Raw genomic sequence first — 20,366 nt, forward strand, 5'->3', positions numbered from 1 at the left:
TCCGGCAAAAACCACCAAAATTGGATATAATTTTTTAGCATTACTCCCCCACTAAATATCTTGCAACAAAATAGTTTACGCATTATAATAATAGAGGTTAATTTAAAAAGACAGAGGATGTGTAAAATGAAAAAAATACTATCAACGATAAAAAACTTCTTCCGTGGATTCGGAACACTGCTGGCAGTCATATTAAGCACGACTGCCACACTGCTTTGCTTCAGTATTATATGGATGTTCCAGACCTGGAGCAACCTGTCAATGGATGAACTCATGTACCATTTGACAGCCCCTCTGGAGGGTACTAATGAGAGTATGATTCAGGAGTACTTAAACTCCTGCGCAGTCCCTGCAATTCTAATTCTATTTCTCGTCGTAATTCTTTTTACCGGATTCAGAAAAAAGAAAAAAGTATACAATATCATCATGGCAATCTGTATTATTGTACCTCTGCTCGCAGCAGGAACGTCTGTCAGCTATGCCTGGGACAATCTGGATGTTGGAACCTATGTAGCGGATCAAGGGGTTTACTCCTCATTTATCGATGACAACTACATCGATCCCAGAGATACGGAGATTACTTTTCCTGAGCAAAAAAGGAATTTGATATACATATTTTTGGAATCTATGGAAACAACCTATGCAGACAAAGAAAATGGGGGGGCATTTGAACAAAATGTAATTCCTGAATTAACGTCACTGGCACAGGAAAACGAAGATTTTTCGGGAATTTCATCTGAGTTAAACGGCGGATATGCAATGCCTGGCGCTACATGGACTATTGCGGCGATGTTCTCACAGTCATCAGGTATCCCACTAAGTATATCTATTGAGTCTAATTCCATGGACACACAGAACTCATTTTTTGCTAATACAATAACTCTGGGGGACATTTTGGAACAGGAGGGCTATTCTCAGACCTTAATGATAGGCTCTGATGCCGTTTTTGGGGGCAGGCAGCTGTACTATACCGAACATGGCAATTTCGACATTCTAGATTATGAATATGCAAAAAAAGCCGGCTGGATTCCCGAAGATTACCGTGTATGGTGGGGATATGAAGATCATAAACTATTTCAGTTCGCAGAGGATAAACTGCTGGAACTTTCAGAGCAGGATACTCCTTTTAATTTAACACTGCTAACTGTTGACACCCATTTTGAAGATGGTTTTCCATGTGAAGTCTGCCCAGATACATTTGGTGACGATCAATATGCAAATGTTATGGCCTGCTCCAGCAAACAGGTAGCTGATTTTGTTTCCTGGATTCAGAATCAAAGTTTTTACGAAAATACAACAATCGTGATTGCCGGTGACCATCCTACAATGGACAGTGATTTCTGCCAGGATATTGACGACAGTTATACCCGTAAGGTCTATACAACCTATATTAACCCCGCAGTACAGAATACGACTTCAGATACACGCAACTACACTACATTTGATAATTTTCCAACGACCCTTGCCAGCATAGGTGCTACAATTAACGGAGACCGTTTAGGCCTTGGTACAAATCTTTTCTCCGAAAAGCCGACATTGACCGAACGCTTCGGAGTTGATACCATGAAAAAAGAGCTTTCCCGTAAGTCTCAGTTAATGGAAGAACTTGCTGACCTGGATGAAAGCAAACCCGAACTCCTGATCAGAGAAGGAAAGGCTCCAAAAGCCGCAGTCAGTATCGGCGAGTATGATTATAATTTAAATACCTTCCCCGTCAATGTAAGCAATCTTGAGAATGTTCCAGATGGCGTCGAATCCATGCTGGCTGCCATATGGACTGAGGAAGACCAAAACGATCTGCAGTGGATTCCAATGGATCAACAAGAGGACGGAAGCTATCATATCGATGTGGACATATCAACATACAACTATAAAACTGGCGACTACCAGGTACATATATATATGAGAGATGTTCATGGCGATCTGTACTTTATGACTCAGACAACTGCATTTATTAACTAAGAAAAGTGGGCAAGTGTCTCATCCCTGAGGCCTCTTGCCCACTTTTCGTACCACCGCAATGAGGATTAGCCCTATTATTAGGCCCTATCACGGTCTTTTCTTAATAAACTTCCGATCCGAACGGCATCAGCGCCAGCTTTGCAAGTTTAAATTGCTGCATGCCAAACGGAATTCCTACAATTGTCACACAGAGCAGTGCCCCGATCACCGCGGACTCAATGGCCAGCGGAATCCCTGATACAATCATCCAGATAATATTTAAAAGCATAGATCCTGCGCCGCCGCCATAGTGTACTTCTTTCCCAAATGGGAAAAAGCTCAGAGCCGCGAACTTAAAGCACTGCATTCCAACAGGCATTCCCACAATCGTAATGCACCACAGGCATCCTGCAAACGCCCAGCTCAGACCACTGATAAATCCTCCAAATATAAACCATAATACATTTCCTATACATCCCATTAACGTTCGGCCTCCTTTCCAAGCATCAGCTGTTTTTCCCATTTCTGCAGGTTTTCTACCATTCCTTCCACCTGCGGAATTGCGTTCTCTAATTCTTCCTTTGCATCGTTTATCCTCGACTGGACCAGCCAGTCAGCGATAATACCATCGAAGAAGAAGTCGGCAAATGTAAGGAAATCCGAGATTTCTACGCCCAGATGATATGGTAGCTCCACATCTTTCAATTCACACTGGAATATCTGAAGCTGAAACTTTGCATCCTGTAGTTTTTCCTGGGCGTCATCCAGCTTGGAGTGTTTGATCATATCTACAAAAAGACCTCCACCAAGCATATCCCATACTCCCCAGTTTCCGGCGCTGCTTAAAGTCTCTTTAGCCGCCTTCATGCTGTTCAGAGCCTTCTTTCCTGCGATAATCGCCTCATTCATCTCCACTACATTTTCCTTTTCTCTCATCATTAGAATCTCCTTTCTGGTGCCCTTTTTATGCAGCAGATAGTTCATCATCTATAACGGTCCACGGGAACAGCGGATTGTATCCTTGAAACCTTATGTCTTATAAAAGTAAAAAAGACCTTTATATACGACATATCTGCCGCAATAAAAGTCTTGCACATCTCATTTGATACGGATACCTCTCGATATCGTGTGACGATTTCAAACCCACCTCTCGGTGTTCGGCTACTCCCTTTTACTTGCTTGTTAAGAATATAACATGTTTCCCTAATATTGTCAACGAAGCACCTAAATTCTTTTCTTAAGATTTCTTTAGAAATCGGAATTTAGTCGGCAAGCTTTAGACTTGTCGACGGACGGGGACGCTTCATGACAGGGAGGCCGGGAAGGCGCTGGGGCTGTATATGCCGTTGCGATATGCACCCATGCTGCTAAGTGATTCTAGAACAGCCGATGCCGGATAGACGGGTACGCTGAACACATCACGGGAAATCTGATGATTTCCCGCGCTGGGTTCAGCAAAAACTTGATTTGGAGATCAAGTTTTTCCCCGCCTATCCGGAATCGGCTGTTCAAGAATCACTAAGCGCACTCCAGCATATCGCAACGGCATATACAGCCCCAGCACCTCCCCGGCCTCCCTGTCATAAAGCTGGCTCATCCAATCGGCAGGAAAGCTCGCCAACCGGGTGGGATCCCGGACCGGAGCAGCGGATGTGGATTGGCTATGCGTATCTTTTCATCTTCAAGATGTGTATTGAATTATTTTGATACTGGAACCGTATCCCATTGTTTATGTACACCTACTGGGGACATAATAGTCCCACCAATTCAATACCATACGCTGCCCCCGTTTGAGGCCCCACCTTAGAAACGAGCTTTTTCCTGCCGGTTGGATGCGCCAGCTCCATGAAGGGATAGCTGAAAGCCTCCCGGAGAACATCCATGTCCTTTCAAAAACGCTCAAAGCGGACCTTAGAAATTCTTGGTGGGAAACAGCCCTGAAAATGGAGAGATTTTTGGATTCCGAATCCAAAAATCAGCTGACCCAGCGCGAGAAATCATCGGATTTCTCGTGATGTGTCAGTGGTGCTCCATTTTCAGGGCTGTTTCCCGCCTAGAATTTCTTAGGTCCGCGGCCGCGTTTTTGAAAGGACATGGATGTTCTCCGGGAGGCTTTCGGCTATCCCTTTATGGAGCATCCCCATCCGCGCCGAGACTAAAGCTCGCCACTAAATCCTGATTTATAGTGCATTTTTCTTTCGGACTTGCTATACTATATCGGTAAGCTTAAAGATAAACAGGAGTACATCTATGGACAGAATGTTAAACTATACCATTCAGAAAGACGAAGACGGTCTCCGCGTGGAACAATTTCTCCGCAGACGTGGATATTCCAGGCAGAATCTGGTCGAATTAAAGAAAATGCCCCGGAGTATTCTTGTCAATGGCGGCCCGCGCCGCCTGAATGAGATACTTACTGATATGGATACACTAACCGTGCATATCCAGGAACACATCTCCTCCCTGCAGATCCCTCCTGTTCGACTTCCCCTGGATATTATTTACGAGGATGAGGATATCATTGTCATTAATAAACCGGCCGGCATGCCTGTACACCCGTCAATCAATAACTATACCAATACTCTGGCAAACGGGCTGGCGTGGTATTATCAGGAACAAGGGAAACCTTTTATCTTCCGCTGCACCAATCGGCTTGACAGAGATACTTCGGGACTGACCATTATAGCAAAGCATATGCTCAGCTCTAATATCTTATCCAGAATGACCGTCCGCCATGAAATCAGGCGGGAATACCTGGCTATTGTACGTGGGAGCGTACAGCCGGCGGAGGGAACGATCTCCGCGCCTCTTTCCAGAAAGCCTGGTTCTGTTATTGAAAGAACCGTTGATTTTGATCATGGCGAAAGAGCAGTTACCCATTATCATGTGGTGGAAGAAACAAATGGGCACAGCCTCGTCTCACTTTTATTAGAGACAGGCCGTACCCATCAGATCCGCATTCATATGAAGTATCTTGGTTTTCCTCTTATAGGCGACTATTTGTATAATCCCGATATGGAGTATATGCAAAGGCAGGCCCTGCATTCCTGCCGTCTGGCCTTAAACCATCCGATTACCGGGGAAAAACTGGAGTTTCGTGCACCGCTTCCTGAGGACATGCAGAGTGTGTTTCCTCTATTTCGCTCCGGATTCTCTTCCTGTACACCAGTGGTGTGATCCCATAGCGTTTTGCAAACACACGTATAAAGTATGAAACATCCTGGTATCCGGTCCGCTCGCTAATCTCAGAAATGCTCCAATCCTGCTCAGCCAGCATGCGGGCCGCGTATTCAGTCCGCTTCAGATTCAGATACTGTGTAACCGTGTACCCTGTATGCATTTTAAAGTAATGCATAAAATAATACCTATTGTATCCCGTAAACTGTGCCAGCCGCTCGACTGACAGCGGTTCACTGTAATGCTCTTCAATAAACCGGATCAGCCTTTTCATCTGTTCTATCTCTTTGATTGTGCTGCAGCCTGCCGATTCCCGGTAATGCTTCGCTTCAAACAATGCCGCCAGCATCTGTGTCAGATACCCCTTGATATATAATTCATATCCATCGTCCTGTTTGTTCCACTTCTCCAGAACTTGATCAAATAAGATCGCCGTTTCCCTGTAAAGCGGAGTGCCTGGTTCGATAATTGGTATGATCTTTATTGTCTGATTAAGCATGGGGGAAAGATAACGTTTGGCAATTTTATCTTTCAAACTTCCCATCATCATTTCGACATCCGCCAGTATCACTTTACAAATCAACGGATTCGTTTCTGCTCCGATACCACCGTGAAGGCTGCTGGGAGAAACTACAATTAAATCCCCTTTTACCGTTTTATAGTCCTTCAGGTCTATAGTCAGTACCCCCTCCCCCTCCAACACATAGATAAACTCTATATACTGATGCCAGTGCAGGAGCAGACGGTGTTCCTGTATATCTACCGTATTATCAAGAACTGATACTGCCAGTTCGAAAGAATTATAATTTCGTTCCTCTTTTATTGCCCCCCTCATTGCTTCGCCCCTCCGCACATTTATCTGATTTTTAGCCACTTTAATACGAGAATTTTCTCTTGAACACTATTATAATCAAATTATACCGGTAATGCAATTTGATTCCCTTTTTTCTGTATTCTATTTCCTATATTGGAGGCTGTTATGAACTCATATGAACGTGTATTTGCAAGATTAAATGGAGAACCTGTTGACCGTATTCCCAACCTCTGCCTTGTCATGACTTTCGCGGCGCACGAGATTGAGGTTCCGTACAGACAGTTTATAACGGACTACCGGCTTCTCGCTGAAGGAATGCTCAGATGCTGTGAAAAATACCATTTGGACGTGTTGAGTGTCTGCTCCGATCCCATGCGTGAAGCAAGCGGATTCGGTGCAGAGGTTGTCTACCCCGAAAACGATGTGCCATACAGCCCGGTTCCTCTGCTCTCAGGCTGTCAGGATATCTCCCGTCTGAAAGTAAAAGCTCCTGCTTCCAGCAGACGTATGAATGACCGGTTGGAGGCGGTGCGGCTTCTAAAACACCGCAGCGGAGGCGAGATCCCAATTGTAGGCTGGGTGGAGGGTGCACTTGCAGAAAGTTGTGATTTGATGGAAATCTCCAGCTGCCTGTGCGAAATGCTGGATGAACCGGAAGCAATGCATGAGCTTCTGGCAATCTGCCTGGAGCAGAGCATCCTGTTTGCCCTGGAGCAGTTGAATGCGGGAGCCGACATCATTGGCATCGGTGATGCCGCATCGTCTCTCATTGGCCCTGATCTCTATCGCGAATTTGCCCTTCCATATCAACAGAAACTTATTTCTGAGATTCACAGGGCAGGGGGAAAGGCAAAACTGCATATCTGCGGGGACATTACCCCTGTACTGCATCTGGCTGCACAGACAGGGGCCGATATTATTGACCTCGATCATATGGTAGATCTTAAAAAAGCGTGTGGCATATTTCCTGAAACCAGCTGCCCAAACGGCAACTTTGACCCTGTGCAGATCCTGCTTCAGGGAGATATCAATTCAGTAGGCCATGCGGTAAGGGAATGTCTGGCGTGTGCCGGCATGCACCGCACAATGATTTCCGCCGGATGTGAGGTGCCTGCCTTTACACCGCCTGATAATTTGAGAGAAGTCCATCATGTACTTTCCACATACTAATAAGATCCCCCGAAAGAATTTTATGATTGTTTTATACTAGTATAAGACAAGCTAAATACCTAACTGTTTCGCTGGCCTGATTTTTATGATAATTCTTATGCATTTTTTCTCTGATATACGGAAAGCCCCGCATATAGTAAAAACCATGCTGTACAATGGATTGTTAGGATTAGTATATCGTTCATCACTGTTGTTGTTTTCCCAATTGACCAATTCATAATCCCCTCAAAAGCAGCCTGTGAGGGCATGATATAGCAAACTGCGGTTAGAGCCGGATCGCTGATTCCGAGAAGAAAGTGCAGGATGGGTATGGCGATAAATAGCAGCATTACGATTTTAATATAAACTACGCCAACCATCAGCCCATCCGAAAACCGGCCGATAAACAGGCCGATAAGTGCAGCCACAAACGAGGAGAGGACAATCAGCACCAGCATGAGAACTGCATTTTGCAGGGAAAGCCGAAAGCAAATACAGGCAGTAATGATTGAGGATAAGCAGCCACAAATAAATCCAACCGTAACCTTCTGCATAATATAACGGCTTCGGGCCATGGGTAAGATTTCGTTGACAAGTGCCACGCCATCCTCTTTTTCAGAAATCATATTCATAGCATTGAAGGTACATCCCATAAACATTGCGACAATTAATATCGTGGTGATAAACATGTCCTGATACCCAGCCATGATATCGGGGCGTTCTAAGATCTGTATCTCTGCCTGGCCTGCTGATTCCCGCAATTTGATCAGTGCCGGAAGTGTTTCAGCGGTTTGCCGGAATATATCCAGTTCGTCACCGGATAGTAATGTTTTGATGCTATTTCCCGCTGCTTCCACACCAATCAGGTTTGTAGAGGGCTCATTGACCCCCTGAATCAGCTCTTCCTCAGTCGGATAAACTGTCACTGCGCCATACCGTTCCAGCGGGCTAAAAGGCTTCGTCATATAATCATCTGCGCCAAACTCATACCCCCTTAGCTTATCATCATCGCTGCTCTTTGCCGTAAGCATGATAATCGGCAGGCTGCTCATCTGTCTGGCTGTCCTGCAGACGGAAAATCCATCCAGATGGGGAATCATCACATCTAATATCATAAGATCCACTGCCTGATTCTTTAAGACTACCAGGGCATCTACGTCTATCTTTCCCTGAAGACCGTGAATAGTAAATCAAAGCAGTAAATCAAAGAAGACATCGGCAGACCATTTTAGTTCCTGTTTTTGTGTAACTCCTGTCTTATGTCTTCTCCTCATACTTCTTTCTATAATTCCTTGGAGACATTCCCATATGTTTCTTAAAGCAATTAGAAAAATATATCTCCGAACTGAAACCGACCAGTTTTGAAATCTTCTTGATGTCATAATCTGACCGGATCAGATACTGTCTGGCATATTCCATCCGTATCTCCAGTAAAACATCCAAAGGAGTTTTTCCGAATGTTTCTTTCATTGCCTTAGCAAGATAATTGCTGTGCAGATGGAACTGTTCCTCCAGGTGTTGGTTGGTGATCGGCTGCTCTATGTTATTTTCCAAGTAGATCTGAATCTGTTCCGCCAACAGCGTCAGCCGGTCTTTATGGATCCCGGTATTCTCAACAAATCTTAAAAACCGTAAAAACCGTTCTTCTGTTTTCCATATGTCATTTCCATGTTCCTGGATAGTACTGTCCAGGATGTTCTGAAACAGTTCAAACAGAAGACCGGGTTCTTTGATCGCTGCATATTTGGGCAGGTGTAATGTGTATGAGCATTGGTGGTAATGCTGGTCGGGGATTGGCAGCCTTGAAACGAATCTGCTGGCCCTCTGTCCCTGCTTCCACTGCGCAGTGGTATAAAAATGCAGCCAGTAAAACCCGGTCTCCTCCTGGCATGGCTGCCATGAATAATGGTGCCTGTCCGGCAGCAAAATAAACATTTCATTTTCCCTGATCTCATACCGCTCATTCTCTTCTGCCAGAAACAGACAGCCCTTTTCTACAACGATCAGATCAAAATAGCCCAGGTTCCTCCTGTCTACATGGCTCTGCCCTTTCCTCATGGTGCGGTAGTTTCCCTCTATAAAGTCCGGAAATGGTGGAATTGAAATGGAAATAATGTCGCCGGCCATATGCTTATCCCCTTTCTTTTTTCAAAATAATGCTTCTCAGGTCTTTTTTATCCTCTATCTGGATTATACCATTTCCTGAGATAAAATAAAATTCTTTACTGTATGGGGCAAAGCTTGTAATCTGATACTCGGTTTCGTTCTCTTCATAACTTCCATTGATTACGTGGATGGAGTTTCCTTTTTCCATAATGAAAGTCTTATCCCCGAAATTCTCCAGATATGCGGCCATTTCTTCGCCCATATCCCAGTCCGGGGACTGGCTGTCATTTTCAAAAAGCCTGGAAAAAATACCGCCGTTCTTATAAAATGTGGATTGGCCGAACCGTGCCCTGGAAAGATCCGGGCGGTTGATATGAGGGCCTGCCACTGCATATGTGGAAGCCGCCATTCCTTTTTCTAATGGAGAAGTTGCCGTGGCGTGCGTGTCATAACAGTACAGGATGCCTGCCGTGGCCCTATAGCTTGCTTCCAGATATCTTGTATCCTTCAGATACAAAAAAACTTTATATGCTGCCGCAGCTGTAACCCCACCCCAAAGGGAATGGATCATATACGTCAGCGCTTCCCACCAGCGATCCGGGTTCTGGGCCCTGAAATCATTGGAATAGCCAATATTGGCCAAAAGGAGTTCCCCATAGCGCCTGGTACTCTCCCCTCTGTTGCTTTCACATAGAGCGCCTGCTGTCGGACCAAAGCCTGCGTTATCATAAAAGTGCTCCGTGATTGCGGCTTTATAAGTTACCGCCTCCTTTTCCACCCTGTCCATGACCTGTTCCCATAAAGATTGTATCTTTGCATATTTCTCTGTCATGCCTTTTACTTTCAGTTTATCCAGCAATTGATTGGAATACAGGAAATATACGCCTAACATCTGTGATTCTTCTTTTCCACGCTCCTCCTGATGCAGATCGGGGTTCACCCTTAACTCAAAAACGTCCGCCGCCCATTCCAGGTACGTACCTGCATCATGCAGTGCAAGAACCTCATCCCCAAACTCGGATAACAGATAAAACAGATGGCTAATATATTCAAAATCCATACAGCGGTAAAAATCACCATAAAGTTTACGAGGTTTTCTAAAATTTCCGTCTACAAACCATTTTTTACGGACATAATTTACCGCGCAGTTTTCCACTTTCCTAACCTGTCCAACATCCGGCGTACCGAACAGATTTTTCTTCAGAACCAGATTTGCTTTTCCAAGAGATTCCCCTTGATTGGAAATCGGCTCGAAAGCATAAGGAGGTTGCCCATTTTCGTCATGGTAAAGGCTGCTGCAAATATATTCCACGCGTTCTTCAATCACCGTTTCTATCCTGTCCATCACATTCATTACCACAAAGTCTTCTGTACCGTCAGAAAGCGTTATAACTACTTTGTGCTCCCCCATTGCCTCAGGCTTGAAAAAAAGACCGTATTGCCTCTTTTTCTCCGTTTCCCGTATCGGGATTGTAAGTTTCTTTACGATTCCATCATTTTTGTAAAGAGCATCTGCTGCTATTACATCCACCCCCTCTGGTACTCTTACGGATACCCTTGCGTTTTCTCCAATAATATTTAGGGGCGTGTACTCCAGCTTGGGATGTTTCCATTTCAGCCCTTTGTTATAAAAATCCTCGGGACTTTGATTCGTATCGATCACGTACTCCCATACCTTATTTTCGCCTGCTTCAAGGACAAATCCGTCCTTTTCGTATATCCAGTCATGATTTTCAAACTTATCCGGATATCCGCCTGCAAGATACAATTTATGGAACAACATGCCGTCTAAAGAAGGGGACACATTTTCGAAAAACAAATTCCGATAATCACAATAAGTACCGATTGATTTTGCCCTTCCCTTTACCTGATAAAATCCGAGATTCTCTCCCAATCCATCCCTTCGCACTGCACTTAGTTTCGTATAGTCCGTTGAAACAGACGGGAAGACTGCGGCAGAATTATGTATATTCCTAAGCACATTTTTATCCCGAAACATCACATAGGCAAAGGATACCCATACACCGAACTCTTCGATCTTAATCTCTTTTTCCGTCAGGTTCTTTAGCTGTATGGACCAGAAAAGCGCCTCCTTATCCTTTCCCAGGTCATAAGCCATCTTCACCTGAAATCCTTTGGCATTAAAGGTAACTGTTATCTTATCTTTTTCTTCCTCTATGATGGACATGAGCGCGTTACTGCCCTCCTTTTTACCATCCACAACAATGTCAAAATAACCAAACAGTTTGTCCGCATCCTGATAATCTGCCTGCTGTAAATAACTGTCTTCTATCACCCAGTTCATCTGATGTGGATCATCTTTTATGACTAATGCAGATACATAACCTTCTTTTTCCACTGACATCCTCAGTTTTTTATTTTCTATCATAAGTAATCCGCTCCTTTCTTATGTAAATTTAACACTTCAGTTCTTGCCTTTCTACATGAAATCCCAATCAAAACTTAATAAATTTCACACTCTTTGTTCCTGATGATTCTCTCATAAAAATAATATGTGCACATTCGACAAAAAGCATTTGACATATTTACCTTGTATTTATATCCTGTCTGCGATCTTATTTTTCTAAACACTTTCATTCCATTTTAAGCTTCTATTCTCCTATTTATCAGTTAGTATATATCCAATCTAGAAAGCAAAAGGCACCTCAATCCTGCTACTTACAAAGGATTGAGGTGCCTTACACAAATGCCGCAGACCGGAATTGAACCGTTTCAAATAATCACAAATACTGATAGAAAGGGGCTTTGAAGACTTCATCACGGTCTCGATGTTCAAAAAGTGTTCAAATATTTCCACCCTCAAACTGGGATTTGTATTTAACCTTCTATGGTACCATCACAATCATCTTCATCAGAATCAATTGTTTCTCCACAGTTAGTACATGCCCATTCATCATCCCAATACATAACACCACCACAGTTTGGACAATTCTTAAACGGTCTTTCGCTCGTATCTCTTACTAATTCGCCAGAACAATATGGACATTTTGAGTATTCGGATTCATCGTAAACTTCATCACACCAAGGACACATTTGCATGGTTATCACCTCCTATACATACAAAAATTATATCATGCGTTATAAAAATACAATAGAGAAATGTGATTTACCAAATATACAAATTCTAGTTTGTCCAGTTTCCACTACTCACAGTATAATTCTATTTTATAAAAATGCACAAGCAAAAAAGGCATGAGAGACTTCCTTATCTCTGCATACCCCTTTATTCACTCCATGCCATTAACAGCAACACTCCACTATTCTTTTACATAGATAATTAATTCTCCCTTTTATCTGTTTATCCGTGTAGGCGAGACTAAGGCAATACGCTGGGAAGATATTGATTATGACAACAGAATCGTTTATTTACATAGACAGGCCACCTGTGAACGTACACTAAACGATGATTTATCCTTTTCCTAAAGAAAAGTAAAAGTAGTGAATCAGATGAAAGGGAATACTTCTCATGGTTTTCGCAAGCAATACCTGACAGATGAAGCAATAAAAATTTTTCACAAAGTAAAAGAATTAAACCCAAACGGAGCATATGTTTTTGAACCAGACGGCAAAATTATGACTACAGATAGCTTTAACCGTCGTTTAAAGAAGCTGGCGTTCTTTATCATTCGAGTCATAAAATCCGCTTCTACAACGCTTCAACTGCTTTTGAAGGAAACAATCTCACAACCCTCAGTTATTTAATGGGGCATAGTGAAACAGCGCCAACACTTCACTACCTACGGAACGTCAACAAAGGGAAAAATGATGTACTTGCTTTTCAAAAACTTGGTATTTCATCATAAAGTGTTCAAAGGTGTTCAAACTTTTAGACACAAAAAAATAAGAGAAACTCTGTAAATCCAACATTTCTCTCACTTTTACTTAATGCCGCAGACCGGAATCGAACCGTTTTACTTAATCTCAAATACTGATAGAAAGGGGCTTTGAAGACTTCATCACGGTTGCGGTGTTCAAAAAGTGTTCAAACGTTTGTTGCATACAGTCGAGTAGACTAAGACCTCTCAATCTTAGCCCCTCACAGATCCGTACGTGCGGCTTTCCCGCATACGGCTCCTCATAGTAACATTCACTTTAATATAAGCAATAGTACGTTTTAGGCTTTGCTAATGGATAATACTTGAGCATTTCCACAAATCCATTCCATGTGTATGCCCGTCTACAACCTCTCCGATTCATGGCTTTGAATAGAAACTGTTGTACTCTATGCAGGAATGTTGTTATCTTCCGAAAATTCCATGTAACACCATAATACCGATAGTGTCCGATTAGCTTCACATTCAATTCCTTGATTATCTCTCGCATCGGTCGATTTCGATTATCATAAATCCAATTCTTATAGGCTCTGACCTTTTGCTCAAACTTCTTTCTTGAAGTCTGTACTTTTGGTGCGAAACCTCCTTTTCGGTTTTTGCTACAGTAGAAAGTAAATCCCAGAAAGTCAAATGTTTCCGGTTTATGTTCTCCTCTTGCCCTGCGATTCTGCTCTGCAAATCTTCCAAATTCAATCAGTCTGCTTTTACTACTCTCAAGTTCCAGACCAAACTTTTCCATTCGTTCTTTTAACTCTTTATAGTATCTTTCAGCTTCTGACTTATATTGAAATCCTGCAACGAAATCATCCGCAAAGTTGACAAGAAAACACTCTCCCTGCATTTCCTTCTTCACTACAAGTTTGAACCACAGCGTCAGCACATGATGCATGTATATATTCGCAAGCATCGGACTCATTACGGAGCCTTGTGCCGAACCTTCCTCTGTTGGTTCAAATTTACCTTGTTCCATTATTCCCGCTTTAAGATATTTACGTATCAGCCACAGTAAGTTCTTATCCTGTATGTTCCATTCGAGAAACTTCATCATCCACTCATGGTCGATATGGTCAAAGAACCCTTTGATGTCAGCATCTACGATATAACTGATTTTCCCATAACTTATCCGTTGATATACCTCTTTTATCGCTTCGTGACAACCTCTGTTCGGTCTGAATCCATACATACAGTTTAGGAATCTTGGCTCATAAATAGTACCCAATATTTTCTTCACTGCCATTTGTACAATCTTATCCTCATAAGAAGCTATCCCTAATGGTCTTTTCTTTCCATTTGCTTTGGGAATGTATACCCTCAGCGATGGAAGTGGATTAAAGGATTTGTTTTTCAGCCTTTGTACTAAATCCTTGATATTTCTGTCAAGGTTCTTCCCATACTCATCTTTGGTTACCTTGTCGATTCCGACTGCTTTGCTCCCATCTAATTCCTTATGACATTGCTTTAGCATATCTTCATTTATCAAATGGTACACTGATGTAAATATAGGATGTTTTGATTTTGCCGATATCTCAGCTATTCTTACTAATTTCGTTTCCATTATTTCCTCCGTCCCTGAGTACGGATAATGTGTCCTCAGTAAGACCTTTACTATGCAATCCCCTTCCCTCCATCGGCATTACCCGATTTCTACAGTACTATGAGATTGTCCGACTACCTGCCATTCATTTGAAGTCCTCCGTTTTCAGTTGTGACTTCATACTCTTTTTCGAGAAACGGCAGGTTCTCCCCAGTTGATGTGTATTCACAATGTAAAACATGATTGGTTCTCTGACTCCGCAGTGCCACATAACACTCGCCATATCGCATTACATGATATTGTCTTCCGCACCAGTTAAGACGTCGACCGACTGAAGTTAACATTTCGAAGCTCAATCACTATTCAACCCTGCTTTCTTGCTGTCTACGCTTGTCAGATGCGTTACCGACATCATCCCAAGACTCGCTATTATCTGGTTGGCTAAACCTTGGATAAACCGGATTCCCACCGGCTTGACTACACACCCTTAGCTGGGCGCACAACTGGAATTTCTATTTGTGTTGCCATGTCATTACATAATCTTTTTCTCCGGTAGCCTCATCTAAGCCACTATGCTGAATCTCAAATCCTTCTCTCTTATAAAAAGATATTGCCCGTGCGTTCTTTTGGTATACGTTCAAGTACAACTTATTCCTTTTATCCTTTGCATAATTCAGCAGAATTTTACCTATACCCTGCGATTGCATTTCACCAGAAACAAAAATGCCCTCAACATATTCATCATTTAACCCTAGGGTTAAACTTAACTACTATTTTTTCTTTGCGATATAAAATACATAACTGTAATAATCTACTACTAATCTAAAATAAAGCGATTATAAGCTATCCTTTTTCCTGTGTTTGTTTTAAAGTTTTCATCTATACACTTTTTTATCTTTTCCTGTTCTTTTTCTTTATCCATAACCGTTAAATTTTCAAGCAAATCAGCTTCCCATTGTATTTGAAAATCAAGTCCATCAATTTTAGATGGAGTATGATGATTGCCTATTATAAAGCATATTCTATCAATATTTTTGTTATAACCTACCTTTTTTAATATTTCTTTCGCTACTTCTGGTCCTTCCTTTTCTTGATAGACACCATCAATAGAACCGTATTTTTTTTGTGCTTCAACCGCACCAATATCATGTAGTATAGCAATAATACTGATGAATTCTTTTTCTTCCTCTCCGATATTTTCTCCTTTCATTATATCTTCTGCATTTTTCAAAACTTTGAGAGTATGCTCTATGCCAAAAGGAATTTCTTTGAATACTTCTTTCATCTCTATAATAATTTTTTCTTTAAACATAAATTACCTCCATTTATACCTTATAGGTGTTTTAGTTCTATCTATCCACTTTTTTGTTCGCCGATACAATCAGCATCATGGGACGGCGCATTTCATCCTGCATCCCCGGAATATCCATCATTTAAGTTTTTTTACAATTACAGGAAATGGCAAATCTACTATCTACTTCTCAATTTTTATGGCTCTGACAATGATAATATCCGGGATTTCTTTATTAAAATAGCATTCTTCGTAAAATCCGTCTATGACAAATCCGGTATCAAAACACAGATTAAAAATATCCTGTAAAGAACGATGATAATAACATTGTTTTTGCGGCTGTCCTTCAATCGCAATATCGTAATAGCTGTGCGGCGTCATATATTTTTCTGTGAGCGTTACAAAACAGGGGTGCTGTGTCGCAAATACAAATACTCCGTTATCCTCAAGCAATTTATAAACAGAGGTAAAAAGCGGCTTAATATCGGTAATATCCATGACCGCCATATTGGAGACTGCTTTTGTAAACGGCCTATTTCTTTTTAATGCCATCAGACTTGTTTCATTCGTGGCGTCTGCTACACAAAACTCAATGTGATCAGCATACCGTTTTTGGCGCTTTTTTGCCAGTTCCACCATTTTCTCACTATAATCAAAAGCCAAAACAGAGACAGCTTTTTCTGCAAGATATGCAGAATAATTTCCATTTCCACAGGCAACATCTAAAATATAGTCTGTTGGATCAGGATTTAGAAGCTCTGTTACTTTGAGGCGGACAACTTCTCTGTGAAAATCATTTGATTCATCCCCCATTGCACAATCCCAAAATTCAGCGTTTTGATTCCAAATTGCTTTACTTTCTTCCTTTGAATACTGCATAATATCCTCTTTCACCTCGCTGTAAACTTCCGATTTTTCGTTCTCTGCGACTTCCCAATAAAAGGGAATTTGACTTGCCTATTTTCTTAAAATCTCATGTGGAGCTTCTATTTCATTTGCCAAGGTATGCTCTGTTAATTCTGACATCAATTTCAATTTTTTATTAATCAATGGTCGCATACAATTAGGAACATGTTCCTGATGCGCTCTGTGGATTGCTACACATTCCTTACAGTTTCCGTGATAACGACAGGCTTTCAGGCAAGGACAGTGATCTTTGTCTTTATACTCCTTACGAAATTCCGCTGCAAATTCTTCTTGCAGTCTCAGCCCCTCGACACGGTTTCCCTTATGAAATTCTACCATTGCATCCAGTTCTTTCTGGTTCCCTTCAATCTTCATGTTATTATAGCGCCTCCATTTCAACTATTCCTCATTTTCTGATAAATACCGATTTGTCTGTTTCATGTTATACACAGTATAATTCCATTTTATAAAATATTCAATTAAAAAGGTATGCGAATATTTTTTATTTCCGCATACCCATTTATCACTTTATTCTTTTACATATCGAATTAACTCACCAATTTCACATTCAAAATAGTTGCATAGTTTACAGATTAAATTTGCGTCCAGTCTTTGAAATTCATTTCTGCAATATCTATTGAAATTTGACCTCGGTATGTCAAGTTCCTTACAAATCGTATTCTTACTGATACCTTTTTCTTGTAACAGTTCTTCTATCCTTAATTCTAAATGTCCATAGTTCATGTTCTGCACCTCTACATAAAGTATATTTATTAAATCTTTATGTAGTAATTCACTATATAGTGAGGTACTATATAGTTATCCCTCTACTAATAACACGAAAGAGGTATGTACATGAAAAAGAAAATCATAGCACCAATCACAATACTCTGTTTACTGACCATTCTCTACAATTATCTCAGACTGCCGGACTACCATATTACTAACAGCATGTCCTTTAGCAGTGCAGATACCAGAGATACTGAATTGACTGTAATTGTTTACAAATGTTGGGGAATTGATGGAGTAATCAAAGACATTGAAAACGAACATAACAAAATTAACGGTACACCTACCACCTTGGAAATCAACCTCTATTATCCAACTTATTACTTGCACAATAATAGCAAGCCGTTCCGAACTGTAACCATTGAATATAATAAAAAGGAATAGCACTCTATTACTGCTTTTGAAGTAGTATCGGCTATTCCCTCTCCTTATATTCTTTTGTTCGTATTTTCGCAAACTAACGTTCCGCAAGGATGCCCAGTGCGACGGTTCCTAACAGGGCGGCGGGTCGACTGGGCAAGTGGTCGGCTGAGAAGCATTTTCTACTCAACGACATATTTAACGTTTGATTCTCTCCGTCCCTCATATTTCTCCTGTGCCAACAGTTTATCAAGAAATTCTGACACTTCTTCCATGTCTTCACTGTCTATCAAATCCAGTTTTATCAATACATCAAGGTCTGTCTGATTCTTCGGTTGTATTGAGATCGGCTGAGATGTATCCACAACCACTTTCAACTGTTTTGTCTTATTTGCTGTTTCAATATCCGTAGTTAATCCCATAACGTGGCTTTTACTCACGCCGAATATCTGTGATAATTTTTCCCATATAGATTCATCTCTCGGCGTTCCGTTTCCATTTTCATAGTTCGTAAGCATACTTTGTGAAATGCCTAATTCTTTTGCAAGTTCCGCAACGGTTATATTCTTTTCTTTCCGCAATTCTTTTATTTTATTCATAGCGAACCTCCTTTATAAGCACATTATATTTCATCAAATTTTCTCTGTCAATCTTTTTATCGGATATTCAGATATTTTCTATTGACATTCTGCAATGCTTGTTTTATCATAAGATTATCTTAATATCTGATAATCAGATATTTATAAGGAGGTGAAACGATGATTAGAGGAAATGACTTTATTTTAAATCCAGACAAACTGCAAGAGGAATTTCAGTTAGTAGAAGTTTCTGACTGGGTAGACTTTTCTACAAAAGAAAAATTAGGATTCTACTATACAGTTCTTCTTCCAAAATTAAAGTTTGAAAAAGTCAAAGTAGGCATTAAAGCTAACACAGCGATTGTTACCAACGAAGAACTTGAACAAAAAGGGCAGATTCCAGTCTCATTTGATGGATTACATACTTGGGCTAGTCTCTATAATGGACGTCTTTCTGTCAAAGCAGAAGCTTCCAATATCAGAAAAGTGGGAATAAAATAATTTCCCTATTATGTCAGCCAGTCAGTACCGGACAATGTCATAGGTGCTGAACTGGCTGACCTCTATACTTGATATATAAAACAACATCTTCCGAAAATAATCGGAACATTCATTACAAAAATTGGGATATGAGGTGAGATTCGTGAGCAAAACAAAAGAGTGTTTTGCATACAATACGAAAATCATTGAAACTCCTACTACAAAAGAAGTATATATTTACGAAAACCCTATTTTTATTCACTCGAAAGAAAAGGCAGATTTAACAGACACAAGTAACCGAAAAAAATTTGATGAAATGTCAGCTCATAAGCAATATGACAGTTTAAAACGCAAGCAGAAGCATTACGAACAGGCTCGTTGGGATATTGCCCGTATTGTTGACTGCAACTTTGATAACAGAACAAAATTTGTAACGCTGACATTTAAAGAAAACATTCAGGAAATCCTGATAACTAACCGAGAATTTAAGTATTTTATCCAGCGATTAAATTATTATTTGTACCATACCAAAACCCAGTTATTAAAATACCTTGCAACGTGGGAGAAACAGAAGCGTGGAGCAATCCATTATCATGTTATTTTCTTTGATTTTCCGTATATAGCAAAAGAAAAATTACAGAATTTATGGTCACATGGATTTATTAAAATCAATCGCATTGATGTAGACAGCAAAGAAAACAGAGGTCGTTATCTTAGCAAGTATTTTGGAAAAGACCTTGATTTGAAAGAACATAAGAAAAAAGCCTTTTTTAAATCTCAAAATCTGAAAGTTCCACACGAAACAAAAGTCATGCTGACCGAAGACATTTTACATGACTTACAAAAAGAAAATATCGTCTTTCAGAAAGAATACACAAGGCAAATTTACGATACCAACGCTTTCTTATCTACTGGTTCATGCTTAAAGGACAGCAGTGTTATCTACATCAAAATTAAAAAAGAAAATCCTTGCGTAAAGGGGGAATCTTATGGATAATCCCGTTACGTTTTCAGATATAACATTATTGAATACGTTAGCCACCTGTGCTAACATGACCACAGATGAAGTCTTCAAAGATTTTAAAATTATGGCAAATAAAAAAATCTTGGAGAATCACAAATATGAAATTTATTACTAGGAATCAGAAAAAAGCTGGCGTACTTATTTACCCGATGAAACCAAACCTAACAAACGCCGTCCTGTCAAGAGGAAGAGTAAAGAGAACCTTGAAAAAGAAATCATCAGATTTTATATCGAAAAGCAGAAAGCTGAAAACCGTCAGAATGTCACACTGGAAGAATTATACGCTGAATGGCTTTTGTATAAAAGAGACTATACTTCCGTAAAAGCAAAGACAATTCAAGAATATGTATCTGAATGGAATAG

Annotated in this window: 21 protein-coding genes and 1 pseudogene; 8 read left to right on the forward strand and 14 right to left on the reverse strand. The window is 40.9% G+C overall.

Annotated elements, in window-relative coordinates; genetic code table 11:
- Positions 1–126 precede the first annotated feature (126 nt).
- Complete coding sequence (locus MWG26_RS18080; protein WP_025656199.1) at positions 127–1,962, forward strand: GBS Bsp-like repeat-containing protein; 1,836 nt, start codon at positions 127–129, stop codon at positions 1,960–1,962.
- A gap of 100 nt (positions 1,963–2,062) precedes the next feature.
- On the opposite strand, the gene MWG26_RS18085 is transcribed toward MWG26_RS18080, so the two are convergent.
- Positions 2,063–2,422: a YccF domain-containing protein gene (locus MWG26_RS18085; protein ID WP_025656198.1), complete on the reverse strand. Its 360-nt coding sequence runs from the start codon at positions 2,420–2,422 to the stop codon at positions 2,063–2,065.
- Positions 2,422–2,880 (reverse strand): hypothetical protein, encoded by a 459-nt coding sequence (locus tag MWG26_RS18090; protein ID WP_025656197.1) that lies wholly within the window; start codon positions 2,878–2,880, stop codon positions 2,422–2,424. Before MWG26_RS18090 ends, MWG26_RS18085 begins: the two co-directional genes overlap by 1 nt.
- 1,311 nt (positions 2,881–4,191) lie before the next feature.
- Here MWG26_RS18090 and MWG26_RS18095 point away from each other — a divergent pair.
- Positions 4,192–5,118 carry an RluA family pseudouridine synthase gene (locus MWG26_RS18095; protein WP_025656196.1) on the forward strand — a complete coding sequence of 309 codons (927 nt, stop codon included), beginning with the start codon at positions 4,192–4,194 and terminating at the stop codon, positions 5,116–5,118.
- Here MWG26_RS18095 and MWG26_RS18100 read toward each other — a convergent pair.
- Positions 5,015–5,953 carry an AraC family transcriptional regulator gene (locus tag MWG26_RS18100; RefSeq protein ID WP_025656195.1) on the reverse strand — a complete coding sequence of 313 codons (939 nt, stop codon included), beginning with the start codon at positions 5,951–5,953 and terminating at the stop codon, positions 5,015–5,017. The two genes, MWG26_RS18095 and MWG26_RS18100, sit on opposite strands and share 104 nt — an antisense overlap.
- 144 nt (positions 5,954–6,097) lie before the next feature.
- On the opposite strand from MWG26_RS18100, the gene MWG26_RS18105 reads away from it, so the two are divergent.
- Entirely contained in the window at positions 6,098–7,102 is a 1,005-nt protein-coding gene (locus MWG26_RS18105; protein WP_025656194.1) for a uroporphyrinogen decarboxylase family protein, read from the forward strand.
- A 95-nt stretch (positions 7,103–7,197) separates the two neighbouring features.
- Here MWG26_RS18105 and MWG26_RS18110 read toward each other — a convergent pair whose 3' ends face one another.
- The 4 genes from MWG26_RS18110 to MWG26_RS18130 form a co-directional block, all read right to left on the reverse strand.
- The gene (locus MWG26_RS18110; RefSeq protein ID WP_330639586.1) at positions 7,198–8,265 is read right to left on the reverse strand and encodes an ABC transporter permease; all 1,068 of its coding nucleotides are present in this window, start codon (positions 8,263–8,265) and stop codon (positions 7,198–7,200) included.
- Positions 8,266–8,338: 73 nt separating this feature from the next.
- The gene (locus tag MWG26_RS18120) at positions 8,339–9,208 is read right to left on the reverse strand and encodes a helix-turn-helix transcriptional regulator (protein ID WP_117441357.1); all 870 of its coding nucleotides are present in this window, start codon (positions 9,206–9,208) and stop codon (positions 8,339–8,341) included.
- Positions 9,209–9,212: 4 nt separating this feature from the next.
- Complete coding sequence (locus MWG26_RS18125) at positions 9,213–11,576, reverse strand: hypothetical protein (protein ID WP_049915669.1); 2,364 nt, start codon at positions 11,574–11,576, stop codon at positions 9,213–9,215.
- Between the two features lie 449 nt (positions 11,577–12,025).
- The gene (locus tag MWG26_RS18130; RefSeq protein ID WP_025656190.1) at positions 12,026–12,247 is read right to left on the reverse strand and encodes a hypothetical protein; all 222 of its coding nucleotides are present in this window, start codon (positions 12,245–12,247) and stop codon (positions 12,026–12,028) included.
- Positions 12,248–12,646: 399 nt separating this feature from the next.
- On the opposite strand from MWG26_RS18130, the gene MWG26_RS18135 reads away from it, so the two are divergent.
- A complete protein-coding gene (locus MWG26_RS18135; RefSeq protein WP_025656189.1) occupies positions 12,647–12,910 on the forward strand; it encodes a site-specific integrase in 264 nt (87 codons plus the stop codon).
- Positions 12,911–13,300: 390 nt separating this feature from the next.
- Here MWG26_RS18135 and ltrA read toward each other — a convergent pair whose 3' ends face one another.
- The 6 genes and pseudogenes from ltrA to MWG26_RS18170 all read right to left on the reverse strand — a co-directional run bounded on the left by ltrA (position 13,301) and on the right by MWG26_RS18170 (position 17,516).
- Positions 13,301–14,596, reverse strand: coding sequence for a group II intron reverse transcriptase/maturase (gene ltrA, locus MWG26_RS18140; RefSeq protein WP_117441356.1), 1,296 nt, complete (start codon positions 14,594–14,596; stop codon positions 13,301–13,303).
- Positions 14,597–15,087: 491 nt separating this feature from the next.
- Positions 15,088–15,309: pseudogene (locus tag MWG26_RS18145) on the reverse strand (GNAT family N-acetyltransferase); the annotation flags it as partial.
- Between the two features lie 83 nt (positions 15,310–15,392).
- Complete coding sequence (locus tag MWG26_RS18150) at positions 15,393–15,887, reverse strand: HD domain-containing protein (RefSeq protein ID WP_008981870.1); 495 nt, start codon at positions 15,885–15,887, stop codon at positions 15,393–15,395.
- 162 nt (positions 15,888–16,049) lie between these two features.
- Complete coding sequence (locus tag MWG26_RS18160) at positions 16,050–16,745, reverse strand: class I SAM-dependent methyltransferase (RefSeq protein ID WP_117441355.1); 696 nt, start codon at positions 16,743–16,745, stop codon at positions 16,050–16,052.
- Positions 16,746–16,823: 78 nt separating this feature from the next.
- On the reverse strand, positions 16,824–17,147 hold the full coding sequence (locus MWG26_RS18165) for a hypothetical protein (protein WP_004613237.1): 324 nt from the start codon (positions 17,145–17,147) through the stop codon (positions 16,824–16,826).
- 153 nt (positions 17,148–17,300) lie between these two features.
- The gene (locus MWG26_RS18170) at positions 17,301–17,516 is read right to left on the reverse strand and encodes a helix-turn-helix domain-containing protein (RefSeq protein WP_025656187.1); all 216 of its coding nucleotides are present in this window, start codon (positions 17,514–17,516) and stop codon (positions 17,301–17,303) included.
- Between the two features lie 111 nt (positions 17,517–17,627).
- Here MWG26_RS18170 and MWG26_RS18175 point away from each other — a divergent pair, with 111 nt between their 5' ends.
- Positions 17,628–17,945, forward strand: coding sequence for a hypothetical protein (locus MWG26_RS18175; protein WP_025656186.1), 318 nt, complete (start codon positions 17,628–17,630; stop codon positions 17,943–17,945).
- Between the two features lie 158 nt (positions 17,946–18,103).
- On the opposite strand, the gene MWG26_RS18180 is transcribed toward MWG26_RS18175, so the two are convergent.
- Positions 18,104–18,520: a helix-turn-helix domain-containing protein gene (locus MWG26_RS18180; RefSeq protein ID WP_005424130.1), complete on the reverse strand. Its 417-nt coding sequence runs from the start codon at positions 18,518–18,520 to the stop codon at positions 18,104–18,106.
- 159 nt (positions 18,521–18,679) lie between these two features.
- Between MWG26_RS18180 and MWG26_RS18185 the strand changes: the two genes are divergently transcribed.
- The 3 genes from MWG26_RS18185 (at position 18,680) to MWG26_RS18195 (ending at position 20,326) form a co-directional block, all read left to right on the forward strand.
- Positions 18,680–19,000 (forward strand): hypothetical protein, encoded by a 321-nt coding sequence (locus MWG26_RS18185; RefSeq protein WP_117441354.1) that lies wholly within the window; start codon positions 18,680–18,682, stop codon positions 18,998–19,000.
- A 142-nt stretch (positions 19,001–19,142) separates the two neighbouring features.
- Positions 19,143–19,976, forward strand: a complete 834-nt coding sequence (locus MWG26_RS18190; RefSeq protein WP_181969616.1) for a rolling circle replication-associated protein — start codon at positions 19,143–19,145, stop codon at positions 19,974–19,976.
- Positions 19,977–20,101: 125 nt separating this feature from the next.
- Positions 20,102–20,326, forward strand: coding sequence for a hypothetical protein (locus MWG26_RS18195; protein WP_240285505.1), 225 nt, complete (start codon positions 20,102–20,104; stop codon positions 20,324–20,326).
- Positions 20,327–20,366 lie beyond the last annotated feature (40 nt).

The organism is Faecalicatena contorta, from assembly GCF_022835095.1.
Classification (GTDB): Bacteria; Bacillota; Clostridia; order Lachnospirales; family Lachnospiraceae; genus Faecalicatena; species Faecalicatena contorta.

Bases quoted from the DNA above. Each gene is read 5' to 3' on its own strand.
- MWG26_RS18080 (WP_025656199.1), top strand. From the start codon at position 127: ATGAAAAAAATACTATCAACGATAAAAAACTTCTTCCGTGGATTCGGA.
- MWG26_RS18085 (WP_025656198.1), bottom strand. From the start codon at position 2,422: ATGGGATGTATAGGAAATGTATTATGGTTTATATTTGGAGGATTTATC.
- MWG26_RS18090 (WP_025656197.1), bottom strand. From the start codon at position 2,880: ATGATGAGAGAAAAGGAAAATGTAGTGGAGATGAATGAGGCGATTATC.
- MWG26_RS18095 (WP_025656196.1), top strand. From the start codon at position 4,192: ATGGACAGAATGTTAAACTATACCATTCAGAAAGACGAAGACGGTCTC.
- MWG26_RS18100 (WP_025656195.1), bottom strand. From the start codon at position 5,953: ATGAGGGGGGCAATAAAAGAGGAACGAAATTATAATTCTTTCGAACTG.
- MWG26_RS18105 (WP_025656194.1), top strand. From the start codon at position 6,098: ATGAACTCATATGAACGTGTATTTGCAAGATTAAATGGAGAACCTGTT.
- MWG26_RS18120 (WP_117441357.1), bottom strand. From the start codon at position 9,208: ATGGCCGGCGACATTATTTCCATTTCAATTCCACCATTTCCGGACTTT.
- MWG26_RS18125 (WP_049915669.1), bottom strand. From the start codon at position 11,576: ATGATAGAAAATAAAAAACTGAGGATGTCAGTGGAAAAAGAAGGTTAT.
- MWG26_RS18130 (WP_025656190.1), bottom strand. From the start codon at position 12,247: ATGCAAATGTGTCCTTGGTGTGATGAAGTTTACGATGAATCCGAATAC.
- ltrA (WP_117441356.1), bottom strand. From the start codon at position 14,596: ATGGAAACGAAATTAGTAAGAATAGCTGAGATATCGGCAAAATCAAAA.
- MWG26_RS18150 (WP_008981870.1), bottom strand. From the start codon at position 15,887: ATGTTTAAAGAAAAAATTATTATAGAGATGAAAGAAGTATTCAAAGAA.
- MWG26_RS18160 (WP_117441355.1), bottom strand. From the start codon at position 16,745: ATGCAGTATTCAAAGGAAGAAAGTAAAGCAATTTGGAATCAAAACGCT.
- MWG26_RS18165 (WP_004613237.1), bottom strand. From the start codon at position 17,147: ATGAAGATTGAAGGGAACCAGAAAGAACTGGATGCAATGGTAGAATTT.
- MWG26_RS18170 (WP_025656187.1), bottom strand. From the start codon at position 17,516: ATGAACTATGGACATTTAGAATTAAGGATAGAAGAACTGTTACAAGAA.
- MWG26_RS18175 (WP_025656186.1), top strand. From the start codon at position 17,628: ATGAAAAAGAAAATCATAGCACCAATCACAATACTCTGTTTACTGACC.
- MWG26_RS18180 (WP_005424130.1), bottom strand. From the start codon at position 18,520: ATGAATAAAATAAAAGAATTGCGGAAAGAAAAGAATATAACCGTTGCG.
- MWG26_RS18185 (WP_117441354.1), top strand. From the start codon at position 18,680: ATGATTAGAGGAAATGACTTTATTTTAAATCCAGACAAACTGCAAGAG.
- MWG26_RS18195 (WP_240285505.1), top strand. From the start codon at position 20,102: ATGAAATTTATTACTAGGAATCAGAAAAAAGCTGGCGTACTTATTTAC.